Origin of the sequence: Polynucleobacter sp. AP-Reno-20A-A9 (assembly GCF_018882085.1) — a bacterium.
Classification (GTDB): domain Bacteria; phylum Pseudomonadota; class Gammaproteobacteria; order Burkholderiales; family Burkholderiaceae; genus Polynucleobacter.
In genome coordinates, this window is the sequence record NZ_JACVPB010000002.1 from 159,479 (window position 1) to 176,293 (window position 16,815).

Genomic DNA, 16,815 nt, shown 5'->3' on the forward strand with positions numbered 1-16,815 from the left:
CTTCTTTAGTTTTTAAGACTTTAAAAACTATACGACTATTAGTATTTAATACCAATATGTAAGGCAACAATACCCCCAGTCATCCTGTGGGTTTCTACTTCATCAAAACCGACCCCCAGCATCATTTCTTTGAGAGCTTCCGCATCAGGATGCATACGAATAGATTCCGCTAGATAGCGATAGCTTTCTGAATCTTGCGCAATCTTCTCACCCAACCAAGGCAAAACCTTAAATGAATAAGTGTCATATACGGGTTGCAAAAAGGCATCAGGCTTAGAGAACTCAAGCACCAGAACACGGCCGCCTGGTTTGATCACACGACACATTTCACCTAAAGCGATCTCTTTATGCGTCATATTACGCAAACCAAAAGCAACAGTCACCACGTCAAAATGACTATTCGGAAAAGGAATTTTTTCAGCATCAAACTGTACGCAAGGTAAAGCCATGCCGCGATCCAATAGACGGTCACGCCCAACGCCCAACATAGAAGCGTTAATATCACTTAACCAAACTTGAGCATCTGGGTTGCGCCCCCAATCAGCCGCTTTTGCAAAAGCCGCGGCTAAATCACCAGTGCCGCCGGCAATATCTAAGATCTTTTGGCCAGGACGAACATTTGCGCGAGCAATCGTCACTTTTTTCCAAATACGATGTAGTCCGAATGACATGAGGTCATTCATAACGTCGTACTTGCTAGCTACCGAATGAAATACTTCAGCAACCTTGCCGGCTTTTTCAGCTTCATCAACACTTTGATACCCGAAGTGCGTTTTACTCATTAATGACTTCCACAAGAATGGCCTGATGCACCGCCTGGCTGATTCATCGGTGTATCGCGATCTAAACCGGCAGCAGCCAATTTATCCAAATGCTCTTTCCATAACTGCTCCTGGTTCTCACACAGAAACAATAGGTAGTCCCACGTAAACAGGCCCGAATCATGCCCATCAGAAAAGCTAGGCTTGAGTGCATAGTGCCCAACAGGTTCAATGTTGGCAATCAAAACATCGCGCTTACCAGTCTGCAATGTTTCCTGCCCTGGCCCATGGCCCTGAACTTCAGCAGAAGGAGATAAAACCCTTAACAACTCAAAAGGCAAACGATAGGTATTGTTATTCTCATACGAGAGCTCCAACACCTTGGATTGCTGATGCACAACAATATTGCTTGGAATCATTAAACGAGAACCCTCTCAATGCCACCTTGGTTAGCCTTAGCTACATAATCTTGCATCCAGTCTTTACCTAGCAGCTTCTGAGCCATTTCAACAACGATGTAATCGGCTGTAGTGTCGCTATCTGAATCAAAACGGGTCAGGCCTTGCAAGCATGATGGGCAGCTAGTTAACACTTTGACATCGCCAGTGAAATCATCTTTGCGCAATTCAGTCGCGGCTTTTTCCATCTCAATCTGTTTACGGAAACGTACTTGAGTAGAAATGTCAGGCCGTGTGACGGCCAATGTGCCAGACTCACCGCAGCAACGATCATTCTTTGCAATCGCTTTACCGTCTTCGAGTTGAATTAACTCATTCACAGTCTTCAGGGGATCTTGTAACTTCATTGGGGAGTGGCAAGGATCGTGATACAGATACTTCACACCCGTTACACCAGAGAGCTTAACGCCCTTTTCTGCCAAGAACTCATGGATATCAATAATGCGGCAGCCAGGGAAAATCTGTTCGAACTGGTAGCCCGCCAATTGGTCATAGCAGGTACCACAAGAAACAACCACGGTCTTGATATCTAAGTAGTTCAGAGTATTGGCAACGCGATGGAATAACACACGGTTATCCGTAATCATCTTTTCGGCTTTATCGAAGTCGCCATTACCCCGCTGTGGGTAGCCACAACACAAGTAGCCTGGAGGCAATACAGTTTGTACGCCTACATTCCACAACATGGCTTGAGTAGCTAAGCCAACTTGCGAGAACAAACGCTCAGATCCGCAACCAGGGAAGTAAAACACCGCCTCAGTATCTGCTGAAGTTGTCTTAGGATCACGAATGATCGGAACGTAGTTCGCATCCTCAATATCTAACAAAGCACGCGCTGTTTTCTTAGGAAGATTGCCAGGCATCTTCTTATTTACAAAGAAGATCACTTGCTCTTTAACACTCGGCTTTCCTACTGTTGCAGGCGGGTGGGCAGTTTGTTGTTTTGCAAACTTACGCAAGACATCATTACCCAAGCGTTGCAACTTATAACCCCAACCAATCATCATCTTGCGAGCGAGATTAATAGATTCTGGGCTGGTTGCATTCAAGAAGAACATGGATGCTGCAGTTCCAGGATTGAAGCGCTGCTGACCCATCTTACGCAAAAGATTGCGCATATTCATGGTCACATCACCAAAGTCGATATTGACCGGACATGGAGTTAAACACTTATGACAAACAGTGCAATGCGCAGCGACATCATCAAACATTTCCCAATGGCGAATCGAAACACCACGTCGAGTTTGCTCTTCATATAAGAAGGCTTCAATCAATAGTGATGTTGCTAGGATTTTGTCGCGCGGGCTGTAAAGCAAGTTTGCACGTGGTACATGAGTCGAGCAAACAGGCTTGCATTTACCGCAGCGTAAACAATCTTTTACGCTATCGGCAATCGCACCAATATCGCTTTGCTGCATGATGATCGACTCATGGCCCATCAAGCCAAAGCTTGGTGTGTAGGCCATACTCAGGTCAGCATGCGGCATCAACTTGCCTTTATTAAAGCGACCTTCCGGATCAACGCGATTCTTATAGCTACGGAAGTCTTTGAGTTCGGCTTCAGTTAAATACTCTAATTTAGTAATACCAATGCCATGCTCGCCAGAAATTACTCCGTCTAATGAGCGGGCTAATTTCATGATCCGATCTACGGCGCGATGCGCATCTTGCAACATCTCATAGTCATCAGAGTTCACAGGAATATTGGTATGAACGTTCCCATCACCAGCATGCATGTGCAAGGCGACGAATACGCGCTTGCGCAAAATATTTTTGTGAATTGCTTCTAACTCGGCCAGAATCGGCTCAAATGCCAAACCGCCAAAAATGATGCGCAATTCAGAGCGCACCTCTTCTTTCCAAGAAGCGCGCAGACTGTAATCCTGTAGGCGCGGGAAATAAGAGTCCATTTCAATGAGCCATTCAGCCCAACGTCCACGCACCTTGGCAATCAGCTCTAAAGCTTGCTGAACACGATCACCCAAGATTTCTGCCGTCGGAATTTCATACTCAGCATCGCTCTTACCCAGTGGTAATGCGCTCTTTTTCAAGAAAGTTTCAAGCCCATCGAGTACTTGCAACTTATTCTTGAGGGAGAGCTCAATATTAATGCGATCGATACCATCGGTGTACTCGCCCATACGCGGCAAGGGAATCACGACGTCTTCATTGATCTTAAAAGCATTGGTATGACGGGCAATCGCCGCTGTGCGCGCACGATCAAGCCAGAACTTCTTACGGGCATCAGCGCTTACTGCAACAAAGCCTTCACCAACTCGCAGATTCGCCATCCGCACTACTTCACTAGTAGCTGCAGCAACAGCCTCTTCATCATCACCAGCAATGTCGCCAATCAACACCATCTTCGGCAAACTATTGCGCTTAGATTTAGTGGAATAACCCACTGCTCTTAAATACCGATCATCCAAGTGCTCAAGACCGGCCAAGATTGGGCCACCTTGCTTGCTTAAACCATCTAAGTAAGCTTTGATTTCCACAATACTCGGAATTGCTTCTCGCGCTTGACCAAAAAACTCTAAGCAAACAGTGCGCATGAATTTAGGCATGCGATGCAATACCCAAGTTGCGCTAGTAATCAAACCATCGCAACCTTCTTTTTGCACGCCAGGTAAACCTGATAAAAATTTATCAGTAACATCCTTACCTAAACCTTCTTTGCGGAAACGTCTGCCTTCAACCTCTAATAATTCTGTTTTGAGAATACGTTGACCTGGCTCACTATTTCCATCAGACCAAGTCAACTGAAAACGAACAGTTTCCACATCATGGATCTTGCCCATATTGTGTTCAAGACGCTCGATATCCAACCAATTGCCTTGCGGATCCACCATGCGCCAGCTAGCAAGATTATCTAAAGCAGTTCCCCAAAGAACCGCTTTCTTACCACCAGCATTCATAGCAATATTGCCGCCAATACAGCTTGCATCGGCAGAAGTAGGATCAACAGCAAACACAAGACCAGCATGCTCTGCAGCATCAGATACGCGACGGGTCACAACACCTGCACCAGTAAAGATGGTAGATACTTCGCGATCCAACCCTGGTAGTTTTTTAGCTTTTACGCCGCCAATATCTTGTAACTTCTCAGTATTAATCACTGCAGACATTGCATACAGCGGAATAGCGCCGCCGGTATAACCAGTACCGCCTCCACGAGGAATGATCGTGAGGCCTAATTCAATACAAGCTTTAACTAAACCGGGGATTTCAGATTCGTAATCCGGCTTTAGAACAACCAGCGGAAACTCAACTCGCCAGTCTGTTGCATCCGTAACGTGAGCGGCGCGAGACACACCATCAAAACAAATATTGTCTGCAGCAGTATGGCGACCTAACTCTTTACGAGCACGCTTACGAATGACTTCAACTTCTTTAAATCCGTTTTCGAAATTTTCGATTGCGCGATAAGCAGCGCTTAATAGAATTTCCACTTGGTCAGCAGAATCGCCACTATTGCGCTTCTTCACTTCGCCCAAGCGATGCCAGAGTGCATCGATTAATTGTTTACGGCGATTGGGGCTATCTAGCAAATCATCTTGCAAGAAAGGGTTGCGCTGAACTACCCAAATATCACCCAGAATTTCAAACAACATACGAGCGGAACGGCCTGTACGGCGAACACCACGCAAGTTATTGAGAACGCGCCATGATTCCTCGCCCAATAAGCGAATCACAATCTCTCGATCAGAAAAGGAGGTGTAGTTGTAGGGAATTTCGCGAAGACGGGGGGAGCCCGCCTCAGCATCCAACAACTGGTTCAAAGCTAATGGTGCGTTCATAGCGACATATTTGATAAATAAGCATTTTAATTGAGTGAACCTGATAGTGGCAGGATTCCGAGAAAGTTGCTCCCCAAAGGAATAAACCCTTGCAAATCTAAGGGCTTAGGAGCCATCCGTGGTACGCTCATCGGATGGCAACGAACTATTTAAAGAAAATTTTATCGGCTCGCGTCTATGACGTAGCCAGAGAAACCGAACTTCAGGTCGCCCCAGAACTGACTAGGCGTTTGGGCAACCAGGTCTTACTCAAAAGAGAGGATAACCAGCCGGTTTTCTCCTTCAAACTCCGTGGTGCCTATAACAAAATGGCCCATTTGCCTCTTGAAGCCCTAAAACGCGGGGTTATTGCGGCTTCCGCAGGCAATCATGCCCAGGGTGTAGCGCTTTCGGCAGCCAAAATGAAGTGCAAAGCCGTCATCGTGATGCCAGTCACGACTCCGAGCGTCAAAATCGATGCGGTAAAGGCCAGAGGTGGATCCTGGGTAGAAATCATCCTTCATGGTGAATCCTATAGCGATGCCTTTAAACATTCCGAGATTCTCGGTAAAAAACGGGGTTTAACTTTTGTTCACCCCTTTGATGATCCCGACGTTATTGCAGGCCAAGGAACAATAGCCCACGAGATCTTTACTCAATACGAAAAACCGATTGATGCAGTTTTTGTAGCCATTGGTGGTGGCGGCTTAATTTCCGGCATTGGCGAATACATCAAAGCCGTTAGCCCGAAGACAAAAGTGATCGGCGTTCAAGCTTCTGACTCAGATGCCATGAATCAATCACTCAAAGCGAATAAACGCATTGAGATGAGGGATGTTGGATTATTTTCTGATGGTACTGCCGTCAAATTAGTTGGCAAAGAAACATTTCGCATCTGCAAGAAAGTAGTAGACGAAATCGTCACCGTTGACACAGATGAAATCTGTGCAGCTATCAATGATGTATTTACCGATACGCGTAGCATTCTTGAGCCTGCTGGCGCACTTGCCATTGCGGGCATGAAGAAGTATGTCGAGAAAAAACGTATCAAGAAGAAAACCTTGGTGGCTGTGGCTTGCGGGGCGAATATGAACTTTAGCCGCTTGCGCTTTGTGGCTGAACGCGCAGACGTTGGTGAGTTCCGCGAAGCCGTATTTGCAGTCACCATTCCAGAAGAGCGTGGCTCTTTTAAACGCTTTTGCGAATTACTCGGCAAACGTAATGTGACTGAATTTAACTATCGTATTGGCGATCAAAGTGAAGCCCATATTTTTGTTGGCATCAGCACACTAAAATCCGGCGATAGCGAAGCGATTGCAAAGCATTTCCGCAAAGCAAAGTTCGCAACGATTGATCTCACGCATGATGAGTTAGCAAAATCGCATTTACGTCATATGGTTGGCGGACATTCTGCGCTTGCTAAAGATGAGTTGCTCTACCGTTTTGAATTTCCAGAGCGCCCAGGCGCATTGATGAAGTTTTTAACCAGTATGGCGCCCAACTGGAATATCAGTCTGTTCCACTACCGTAACCATGGGGCTGACTATGGCCGCATTCTGATTGGTCTTCAAGTTCCCAAGAATGAACAAAAGAAATTCCAGAGCTTCTTGGCAACCTTGGGCTACCCGCACTGGGATGAAACCAATAACCCCGCCTATCGCCTGTTCCTCAAATAGGATATAAGCCGCAAGATGTCATACACACTCACTGGAAAACTCGTCGTTGCGATTTCATCGCGCGCCCTGTTTGATTTCGAAGAAGAAAATCGCATCTTTGAATCAACCGATGACAGCGCTTATATGAAGTTGCAGCTGGAGCGCCTGAGTGAGGCCGCCCAAAAAGGGGTGGCATTCCCCTTGGTCAAGAAACTCCTCGCTTTTAATGATGAGGGTGAGCAGCGTGTCGAAGTAGTCATTCTTTCTCGTAACGATCCAGTCAGTGGTTTGCGCGTGTTCCGCTCCGCCGAACATCATGGCCTGCATCTTGAGCGTGGCGTATTTACAAGAGGCAGGCCACCGTATCACTACCTACGTTCCTTACACGCGAACCTCTTCTTGTCCGCAAATGAAGATGATGTACGAGCAACGATTGATGCAGGTTTTCCTGCAGCACGCGTGTATCCAGAGTCCAGCAAAACTGCTGAGTCTCATCCCAATGAAATCCGCATCGCATTTGACGGAGACGCAGTCCTTTTCTCCGATGAAGCCGAACAAGTCTTCCAGAAAAAGGGCCTTGAGGCTTTTGTTGATCACGAAAGTAAGAAGGTTGATATTCCCTTGCCTCCTGGCCCATTCAAGCCCTTACTAGAAGCGCTCCACAGACTACAGCGCTCCACCAGTGAAAACGGTATGCGCATTCGTACCGCATTAGTGACTGCACGCTCAGCACCGGCCCACGAGCGAGCTATTCGCACCCTGATGGCATGGGGTATTGATGTAGATGAGGCGATGTTCTTGGGTGGCCTCTCGAAGAGCGAGTTCTTACGAGAATTCGAGCCAGACTTTTTCTTTGATGATCAAACCGGCCACTGCCAATCAGCCGCTTCTGTAGCTCCAACCGGACATGTTGTATCGGGCGTTTCAAACAAACCCAAGAACTAAACACTAAACAAAATTTAAAAAAGTATTTCATGGCAACGCTTCCACTCGGACAATCAACACAATACCCAGATCAATATGATCCGAGCTTGTTGTTTCCCATCCCAAGATCTGAGAACAGAAAGAAACTCGGCATTAAAGAGGGTCAGTCCTTACCGTTTGTAGGCGTTGATATTTGGAATGCCTTTGAACTGAGCTGGCTCAATCAAAAGGGTAAGCCACAAATTGCTTTGGCAGAGTTTCAGATTCCTGCAGACTCACCGAACATGATTGAGTCTAAATCTTTCAAGCTTTATCTCAATAGCCTTAACAGTGCACGCTTTGAAGATGAGAATGCAGTTAAAGAGCGGCTCATTACCGACTTATCCGCAGTTGCCGGCAGCAAGATTACCACCCGCATCAACCCCACTGAAGCAGTCTCCAAAAAGGGGATGCAAGAAATGGGCGGCATTTTGATGGATCGGCTCGATATCGAGATTGATCCAAACTTGCCCGCAGACCCAAGCATGCTAGGTGTTAATGAATCCTTTGGCCCCATAGAACAATGCCTGGTTTCGCATCTATTGAAATCCAACTGCCCAGTTACTGGCCAGCCAGATTGGGCGAGCGTACAGATTCGTTATCAGGGCAGGCCAATCCTTGAGGAAGGCTTATTGCGCTATCTGATTGGCTTTAGACAGTTAGGTGAGTTCCACGAACATTGTGTGGAAACGATCTTTACTGATATCAAACGTCAGTGCAAACCGGAGAAATTATCTGTGTATGCCCGTTATACAAGACGCGGCGGTTTAGATATCAACCCATTCCGCACAGATCACAATTCGCCCTGGCCAGATAATATTCGGCACGCCAGACAGTAGGCAAATAAAAACCCCTTGTAGGAAATCCTAGAAGGGGTTTTTGCTATTACGGTAATTACCGCACTAGTTGTTATTGCTTAAAACGGAATATCGTCGTCCATTGCACCTAATGATGCCGCGTTTGATGCTGCTGGGGCAGACTGCTCAGCCGGCCTTGAACGGCTGTAGCTCTCGCCACCATCACCACTTCCGCCTACTGGTTTGCCGCCAAGCATCTGCATGGTTTCTGCAACGATCTCTGTGGAATACTTTTCTTGGCCACTAGCGTCAGTCCATTTGCGTGTACGCAAACGACCTTCAACATAAACCTGTGAACCTTTTTTAAGGTACTGACCAGCGATTTCTGCAAGCTTGCCAAAGAATGCAACACGGTGCCATTCTGTGGTTTCTTTCATTTCGTTAGTTTGTTTATCTTTGTAGCGATCAGATGTTGCTACTGAGATGTTTGTAACTGCGTCGCCGCTTGGCATGTAACGCGTCTCTGGATCACGTCCTACGTTACCTACGATGATGACCTTATTTACCGAAGCCATGTTGTCTCCCGAAGAAAAATACTGCTGTTATTACTGCTAAAAATAAACTGCTCGCTTTAATTTAATCAATGAAGCTGCGGTTATGTCGTTGTGCTTATATCCTTGGAATCTATTGCTCTTGTTGGCATTTCACCCATCGACCAAGCAATTATAAGCCAGCAAACCAGGAGTGCTGCGCCCATAGCAAAGACCGATAAATCACCATGGCTATCCATCAAATAACCGCCAATAACTGCTCCAGAGAACAAGCCAATGGATTGCGTAGTGTTGTAAACACCTAATGCGGTACCTTTAGATTCTTTAGCAAAACGAGACACCAAAGAGGGTTGTAAGGCTTCGAGTAGATTGAAGCCTACAAAATAAACCAGTAGCGCAGATGCAATCGTCATGACTGAATTCGCTTGCGTAAAGATCAATTCTGCAACCAGCAATAAAACAATCGCGACTAACAAAATAGTTCTTAGCTTCTGCTTCTTTTCGCCGTAAATAATTGCGGGAGCCATGAAGACAAAAGATAGCAGCACCACAGGAAGATAAATTTCCCAATGGGAGGAAAGTGGTAATCCTGCCTGCACTAATAATCTGGGCACTACCAAGAACATGGCGACTTGAGTTGCATGCAATACATACACACCAAGATTCAAACGCATCAACTCTGGTCGAAAGAAAACTTCTTTCAATGAAGCTTGTTGAACTTTTGCCTCAGGCTTACTCGTTGGCAAAACGTAATAAGTAACAAACATCGCAATCACACCCAACGCCGCCAGAACAATAAAAATTCCACTCAGACTAATCGCACGATAAATCGGTGCAGCAATGACTAAGGACAGCGCAAATGAGAGAGCAATACTGCCGCCAACCAATGCCATAGCTCGGGTGCGAACCTGTTCACGAGTCAAATCCGCTACCCAGGCAGAAATCGCAGCAGAGACCGCCCCAGCACCCATAATCCCGCGGCCAAGGGCAATCCATAGCAAGTCATCCTTGGCTGCACAAATCAATGCTCCAGCCACAAACAGGGATAAGCCCCATAAAACAACTGGTTTACGGCCAATACGGTCTGATAAACGGCCCAAAGGGATATAAAAACAGGCCTGAACAATATTAAAGATCCCAAGGGTCAAGCCGACCCAAAGTGCATGTTCACCACCCGGCAAGCCACGCGCATGGATGCTGAAGATGGGCAATAGCAAGAATAGACCCAGCATACGGAGGCCAAAAATGCCTGCTAAGGCCAGAGTGGAGCGAAGTTCAGAAGGATTCATGGGAAAGAGCTATATTAACAAGTTACGCTAAAAAATCATGAATAACGAAATCAAGATCCGCGGTGCCCGCACCCACAACCTCAAAAACATCAATCTAGACATCCCTAGAGAGAAACTCGTCGTCCTTACTGGCTTATCTGGCTCAGGCAAAAGCTCATTGGCTTTTGACACTCTGTATGCAGAAGGTCAACGCCGCTACGTGGAATCTCTATCAGCTTATGCCCGTCAGTTTTTGCAACTGATGGAAAAGCCAGATGTCGATACGATTGAAGGGCTTTCTCCAGCGATTTCGATTGAGCAAAAAGCCACCAGTCATAATCCACGCTCCACCGTTGGTACTGTGACTGAAATTCATGATTACTTGCGTTTGTTATTTGCACGCGCAGGCACACCACATTGCCCAGATCACGATCTTCCACTAGAAGCGCAAAGCGTTTCTCAAATGGTCGACACCGTATTGTCAATGCCAGAAGATACAAAGCTGATGATTCTGGCTCCAGTGGTGAGCGAGCGCAAAGGTGAGTTTGTTGATCTCTTTCAAGACCTGCAGGCACAAGGCTTTGTACGATTCCGCGTGCGCTCTGGCGGTGGCACAGCAAACGTAGCAAAAGCAGAAATTTTTGAAGTTGATCAATTACCAGCACTCAAGAAAAACGACAAGCACTCCATTGAAGTAGTGGTTGATCGCATCAAAGTGCGTCCTGATATTCAGCAACGTCTTGCCGAATCTTTTGAGACAGCATTGCGCCTTGCTGATGGCAAAGCCATGATCGTTGACATGGATACTGGCAAAGAGATGATCTTCTCTAGTAAGTTTGCTTGCCCAGTTTGCTCATACTCCCTACAAGAATTAGAGCCGCGCCTCTTCTCCTTTAATAATCCAATGGGCGCCTGCCCATCTTGTGATGGCCTGGGCCATCAGTCTTTCTTTGATCCAAAGCGCATCGTTGCCCATCCCGATTTATCACTCGCCTCCGGCGCCATTAAAGGCTGGGATCGCCGCAATCAGTTCTACTTCAAACTTCTTCAGACCCTGGCCAAACATGGCGGCTTTGATGTGGAGAAGCCATTTGAAACTCTAAATAAAAAGCAACAAGATCTGCTTCTCTTGGGGTCTGGTGATGTCACCATTCCTTTTGAATACATCAACGAGCGTGGCAAGAATAGTATTCGTGAACATGCCTTTGAAGGCATTGTTGCCAACTTTGAAAGACGTTATCGCGAAACGGATTCCATGACAGTTCGCGAAGAACTATCACGCTATCAGAATGTGCAAACTTGCCCAGAATGTAATGGCAGCCGCTTACGTAAAGAAGCACGCTTTGTCAAAGTAGGCGAGAAGAAACAATCGCGCGCCATTTACGAGATCAGTGCCCTACCGCTGAAGGAAGCGAAGGAATATTTCGAGACGCTTGAACTCAAAGGTGCTAAACGAGAAATCGCTGACAAGATTGTCAAGGAGATTGGCGCACGTCTACGCTTCTTAAATGACGTAGGTCTGGACTACCTTTCACTCGAGCGCAGTGCCGACACTCTCTCGGGCGGTGAAGCCCAACGTATTCGCCTGGCGAGCCAGATTGGCTCTGGATTAACTGGCGTGATGTATGTCTTAGATGAACCTTCGATTGGCCTGCATCAACGCGATAACGATCGCCTGATTGGCACCCTGAAGCACCTGCGTGATTTAGGCAATAGCGTTTTAGTCGTTGAGCATGATGAAGATATGATTCGCGCCTCTGACTGGGTGATCGATATCGGCCCTGGTGCTGGCGTTCATGGTGGTGAAGTGGTTGCTCAAGGCACGCCTGCCGAAGTAGAAGCAAACCCGAATTCCTTAACTGGTGCTTACCTTGCTGGCCGTGAAGCAATCGCAGTTCCAGAAATACGTATTCCTGTAAATGATCGCTTTTTAGAAATCATTGGTGCGCGTGGCAATAACTTGCAATCTGTTCACGCAAAAATTCCAGTCGGCTTGTTAACTTGCGTTACCGGTGTATCAGGCTCGGGTAAATCCACCTTAATCAATGACACCCTGCATCATGCAGTTGCTCAACACTTTTATGGCTCTAATGCAGAGCCTGCAGCACATGATGCAATCAAAGGATTAGAGCATTTCGATAAAGTAATTAGCGTTGACCAATCCCCGATTGGCAGAACGCCGCGCTCTAACCCAGCAACCTACACAGGACTATTTACCCCGATTAGAGAACTCTTCGCGGGTGTTCCGGCATCACGTGAACGAGGCTATGAAGCGGGTCGCTTCTCCTTTAACGTTAAAGGCGGGCGCTGTGATTCCTGTGAAGGTGACGGTGTGCTCAAAGTAGAGATGCACTTCCTGCCAGATGTCTATGTTCCTTGTGACGTTTGTCATGGCAAACGCTATAACCGTGAAACTTTAGATATTCGCTACAAGGGTAAGAATATTCATGAAGTGCTGTCGATGACCATCGAACAAGCCCATGAGTTCTTCGAAGCAGTGCCCGTTGTTAAGCGGAAACTCAAAACATTGCTCGATGTTGGTCTGGGCTACGTGAAGCTTGGACAAAGCGCAACCACCTTATCTGGCGGCGAAGCACAACGCGTCAAACTCTCGCTTGAGCTCTCTAAGCGCGATACCGGCAGAACTTTATATATCCTAGATGAACCTACTACTGGTTTGCATTTCCATGACATCCAGTTGCTGCTAACCGTGATTCAAACACTCAAGAAACAAGGCAACACAATTGTCATCATTGAGCACAACCTCGATGTCATTAAGACTGCGGATTGGATTATTGACTTAGGACCTAAAGGCGGCGCTGGCGGTGGACAAATCATTGCTACCGGCACACCAGAAGATGTTGCCAAAAATGAATTGAGTTTTACAGGTCACTACTTGGCGCCTTTGCTGACTCGAAAAGCTCCTACTCCTGTAGCTAGTAAAAAGAAAAAAGTGGCAAGCTAGCAATCTAATATTGCTACCTTCATCGATCTCAGAGTAATTTAGCTTCAGCTAAATCAGTTGCCTCTGAATTGCCTGAGATCACCAAAATATCGTTGGCCTCAAGACTGAGGTCGGGAGTGGGATCCAACTTCACATAATCTGCGTTTCGACCCTTGCGACGCACCGCCTGAACATTGACACCTTCTTTCTCCAGGTCAAGCTCGCCAAGAGTTTTACCAATCGCCTGTGAATGGGGCAGCAGCGTAATGGCATGTAAACGCCAAGAATCATTTGAACCAAAGTCATCGTCCGCAGACCCACGGAAGTAACCTCTCAATAGGCTATATCGCTCTTCCCTTGCTGTCGTGATGCGTCGTACTACTTTACGCATTGGCACGCCCATGATCAAAAGAACATGGGAGGCAATCATCAAGCTACCCTCAATGAGCTCGGGTACCACTTCAGTTGCACCAGCCGCCTGTAGCTTTGCGATGTCAGCATCATCTCTAGTACGCACCAATACAGTCATACCTGGACGCAAGCGTTCTACTTGGCGGAGAACACGCATACTTGCTGCAGTATCGGCATAAGTAATGACAACTGCCTTTGCTCTTGAGAGGCCCGCCGCCGCCAAATAGTTTTCACGACTTGCATCGCCATAAACCACATTGTCCCCAGCAGCCGCAGCTTCTTTAACTCGATCAGGATCCAAATCCAAAGCAATGTACGGAATTTTTTCTTGATCAAGCATGCGCGCCAAACTTTGACCCGAACGACCAAAACCACAAATGACCACGTGATTTTCATTGCGAACACTCTTGGCAGCAACACGAGTTAACGCAAGCGATTGCAGGAGCCATTCATTACTAGCGAATCGCATTGCAATGCGATCGCTGTATTCAATCAGGAATGGTGCGCAGAACATCGAGATCAACATCGCTGCCAATACTGCTTGGCTCAGGATGGGGTCAATTAAATCCAAGCCATCTATTTGATTGAGCAGCACAAAGCCAAATTCACCCGCTTGAGCTAAGCACAAGCCCGTTCTAATGGAAATCCCGGGGCTTGAACCAAATACTCTTGATAACAAGGCTATGAGGCCAAACTTAAAGATGAGTGGGCCGACCAGTAAAACCAAAACCAATAACCACTGTTCACGAATGACATTGAAATCCAGCAACATACCAATCGTTACAAAGAAAAGGCCAAGCAAAACATCACGAAACGGCTTGATATCCTCTTCTACCTGATGGCGATAAGGCGTTTCAGAAATCAACATGCCTGCCAAGAATGCGCCGAGCGCTAAAGACAAGCCAAAGTGCTCGGTTAACCCAGCCATACCCAATACGATCAGCAAGAGGTTGAGCATGAACAACTCTTGTGAGCGCAACTTAGCAACCAACTTAAACCAATGACTCATTAAGCTTTGGCCAATGAAGAAAATCAATACCAGGGCGACGGTGATTTTGATAGACGCTGCAGTTAATGCAACAAACAAGTCAGAAGGGTTTTTTCCAAGGGACGGCAATAAGATCAACAGGAAAACAACCGCTAAGTCCTGGAACAACAAAATACCCACGACATTGCGGCCATGCTCTGTCTCCAACTCAGCGCGATCAGAAATCAGCTTGGTCACGATTGCGGTAGATGACATTGCTAGCGCGCCTCCCAAAGCAATAGCCGCATGCCATGAGATGGGATAAATCCAATTCATTAGCAAACTGGCAGGGATTGCTAAAAGCATTGTCAGAATGACTTGGCTGCCACCAAGGCCAAATACGATAGACCGCATTGCCCTTAATTTATGCAGGTTAAATTCCAGGCCAATCGAGAACATCAAGAAAACCACGCCAAATTCAGCCAAATACTTCACTGTGGCTGAATCATTTGCCAAGCCCAGGGCATTGGGTCCAATCAGCATACCAATAGCCAAATAGCCCAAAATAGGGGGTAAACCAAAATAGCGGAAAATAACCACTCCGGCCACACCCGAGGCCAGGAGAATGAGGGTTAATTGAAGGACTGACGGCATATACTTACTCGATGATAGCTAAGACTCGTGAACGTACCCTAAAGCTTGCGCGCGACACCCTCACTATTGAGGCTGCTGCACTGCAAACCATGCGTGATCGCCTGGAGGGCGCCAACGCTGACGCCCTCGTGCTGGCGGTTGAGCTTTTGCATGGCTGCAAAGGCAGAATCGTCGTGTCTGGAATCGGTAAATCGGGTCATATTGCCCGCAAAATTGCTGCCACCTTTGCCTCCACCGGTTCCCCGGCATTTTTTGTTCATCCTGCTGAAGCTAGCCATGGTGACTTAGGCATGGTCACAAGGGATGATGTTTTTGTCGCCCTTTCTAACTCTGGCGAGACCGACGAACTTTTAACGATTGTTCCGATCGTGAAGCGTACTGGTGCAAAACTCATTGCCCTCACTGGCGCCCCAAATTCTTCTCTTGCCAAATTGGCAGATGCGCATCTAGATACCAGCGTTGAAAAAGAGGCTTGTCCTTTAAACCTTGCTCCTACTACCAGCACCACAGCTGCATTAGCTATGGGTGATGCATTGGCCGTTGCTTTACTAGACGCTCGAGGTTTTGAAGCTGAAGACTTTATTCGTTCGCATCCTGGTGGCAGATTAGGTCGTAAGCAATTGATGCATGTCAGCGAAGTGATGCGCAGCCTTGCAGACACACCTAAGATCTCCATCGATGCATCACTCCAAGATGCCTTGCTAGAAATGACCTCAAAGCGCATGGGTATGGTGGTAATCCTAGATGCCAACAAAAAAGTATTTGGCATCTTGACCGACGGTGACTTGCGTCGCCTCCTGGAAAAAACTACCGACCTTGGAGGCATCAAACTCGAGAGCGCAACCACTGCCGATCCTCGCACTATTCCAGCAGAGCTGCTTGCCGAAGAAGCGATCGAAATGATGGAGAAACACCGCATCAATCATCTAGTAGTCACAGATATCCAAGGTCATTTATTGGGCGCATTAAATCTGCATGATTTATTTGCAGCCAAAGTCATTTAATTTCTATTAGCAATCGAGCTGCCCCTTTATGCCTAGTGCTTTTAATACCCATAACACCAATCCTCTAGCTCAATATCCACAAGCCTGGGAGCGTGCAGGTCAAGTAAAACTTTTGGTATTGGATGTTGATGGCGTATTAACAAATGGACAAGTTTGGATTGGCGCCGACGGCAAAGAATCGTTAAAAGCTTTTGATATTCAAGACGGCTTAGGCATCAAATTATTAGAGCAGTGCGGCATTCCGACCGCCATCATTACTGGCAGAAATTCCAAAATGGTTTTAGCGCGCTGTGAAGAGCTTGGCATAAAACATGTTCATATGGGTGTTGAAAACAAAGCTATTGCCTTGAAAGAGGTTGTTCAATCTCTAGGGCTGACTACTGCCGATTGCGCCGTTATGGGTGATGATTGGCCAGATATGCAAATGATGAAAAATGCAGGCTTTCGAATTTGCCCAGCACAAGGTCATGAAGCTGTTCAAGAATTTTCCCATTTAGTGACAACTCGCAATGGTGGCAATAGTGCAGTACGTGAAGTATGTGACCTGATTCTCAAAGCCCAAAATCGCTACGAAGAATTACTTCTTAAAGCTTGTAGCTAAGC

At 46.8% G+C, this 16,815-nt stretch carries 12 protein-coding genes; 6 read left to right on the plus strand and 6 right to left on the minus strand.

All coding sequences use genetic code 11. From position 1 onward, the window contains the following. Nucleotides 1–38: 38 nt before the first annotated feature. Genes ubiE through ICN39_RS02480 form a run of 3 tightly spaced genes read right to left on the minus strand, consistent with a single transcriptional unit; the run spans nucleotide 39 to nucleotide 5,019 of the window. Nucleotides 39–782: a bifunctional demethylmenaquinone methyltransferase/2-methoxy-6-polyprenyl-1,4-benzoquinol methylase UbiE gene (gene ubiE / locus ICN39_RS02470; RefSeq protein WP_216232541.1), complete on the minus strand. Its 744-nt coding sequence runs from the start codon at nucleotides 780–782 to the stop codon at nucleotides 39–41. After that, nucleotides 782–1,180, minus strand: a complete 399-nt coding sequence (locus tag ICN39_RS02475; RefSeq protein WP_215321057.1) for a gamma-butyrobetaine hydroxylase-like domain-containing protein — start codon at nucleotides 1,178–1,180, stop codon at nucleotides 782–784. Before ICN39_RS02475 ends, ubiE begins: the two co-directional genes overlap by 1 nt. Further along, nucleotides 1,180–5,019, minus strand: coding sequence for an FAD/FMN-binding oxidoreductase (locus tag ICN39_RS02480; RefSeq protein ID WP_216232542.1), 3,840 nt, complete (start codon nucleotides 5,017–5,019; stop codon nucleotides 1,180–1,182). The genes ICN39_RS02475 and ICN39_RS02480 overlap by 1 nt, the downstream gene beginning before the upstream one ends. A 134-nt stretch (nucleotides 5,020–5,153) precedes the next feature. Here ICN39_RS02480 and ilvA point away from each other — a divergent pair, with 134 nt between their 5' ends. The 3 genes from ilvA to queF are packed head-to-tail and all read left to right on the plus strand — an operon-like array spanning nucleotide 5,154 to nucleotide 8,455. Further along, complete coding sequence (gene ilvA / locus ICN39_RS02485) at nucleotides 5,154–6,674, plus strand: threonine ammonia-lyase, biosynthetic (protein ID WP_216232543.1); 1,521 nt, start codon at nucleotides 5,154–5,156, stop codon at nucleotides 6,672–6,674. A 15-nt stretch (nucleotides 6,675–6,689) separates the two neighbouring features. Beyond that, entirely contained in the window at nucleotides 6,690–7,598 is a 909-nt protein-coding gene (locus ICN39_RS02490) for a 5'-nucleotidase (RefSeq protein ID WP_216152472.1), read from the plus strand. 29 nt (nucleotides 7,599–7,627) lie between these two features. Continuing rightward, a complete protein-coding gene (queF, locus tag ICN39_RS02495; RefSeq protein WP_216232544.1) occupies nucleotides 7,628–8,455 on the plus strand; it encodes an NADPH-dependent 7-cyano-7-deazaguanine reductase QueF in 828 nt (275 codons plus the stop codon). 77 nt (nucleotides 8,456–8,532) lie between these two features. Here queF and ssb read toward each other — a convergent pair whose 3' ends face one another. Both ssb and ICN39_RS02505 read right to left on the minus strand, forming a co-directional pair. Next, nucleotides 8,533–8,988: a single-stranded DNA-binding protein gene (gene ssb, locus ICN39_RS02500; protein WP_216232545.1), complete on the minus strand. Its 456-nt coding sequence runs from the start codon at nucleotides 8,986–8,988 to the stop codon at nucleotides 8,533–8,535. 80 nt (nucleotides 8,989–9,068) lie between these two features. Next, nucleotides 9,069–10,253 (minus strand): MFS transporter, encoded by a 1,185-nt coding sequence (locus tag ICN39_RS02505; protein WP_216232546.1) that lies wholly within the window; start codon nucleotides 10,251–10,253, stop codon nucleotides 9,069–9,071. Between the two features lie 37 nt (nucleotides 10,254–10,290). Here ICN39_RS02505 and uvrA point away from each other — a divergent pair, with 37 nt between their 5' ends. Further along, entirely contained in the window at nucleotides 10,291–13,197 is a 2,907-nt protein-coding gene (gene uvrA / locus ICN39_RS02510) for an excinuclease ABC subunit UvrA (RefSeq protein WP_216232547.1), read from the plus strand. Nucleotides 13,198–13,225: 28 nt separating this feature from the next. Here uvrA and ICN39_RS02515 read toward each other — a convergent pair whose 3' ends face one another. Beyond that, nucleotides 13,226–15,208, minus strand: coding sequence for a monovalent cation:proton antiporter family protein (locus ICN39_RS02515; RefSeq protein ID WP_216232548.1), 1,983 nt, complete (start codon nucleotides 15,206–15,208; stop codon nucleotides 13,226–13,228). An 11-nt stretch (nucleotides 15,209–15,219) separates the two neighbouring features. Between ICN39_RS02515 and ICN39_RS02520 the strand changes: the two genes are divergently transcribed. Further along, complete coding sequence (locus ICN39_RS02520; protein ID WP_216232549.1) at nucleotides 15,220–16,212, plus strand: SIS domain-containing protein; 993 nt, start codon at nucleotides 15,220–15,222, stop codon at nucleotides 16,210–16,212. 28 nt (nucleotides 16,213–16,240) lie between these two features. Continuing rightward, the gene (locus ICN39_RS02525) at nucleotides 16,241–16,813 is read left to right on the plus strand and encodes an HAD family hydrolase (RefSeq protein WP_216232550.1); all 573 of its coding nucleotides are present in this window, start codon (nucleotides 16,241–16,243) and stop codon (nucleotides 16,811–16,813) included. Nucleotides 16,814–16,815 lie beyond the last annotated feature (2 nt).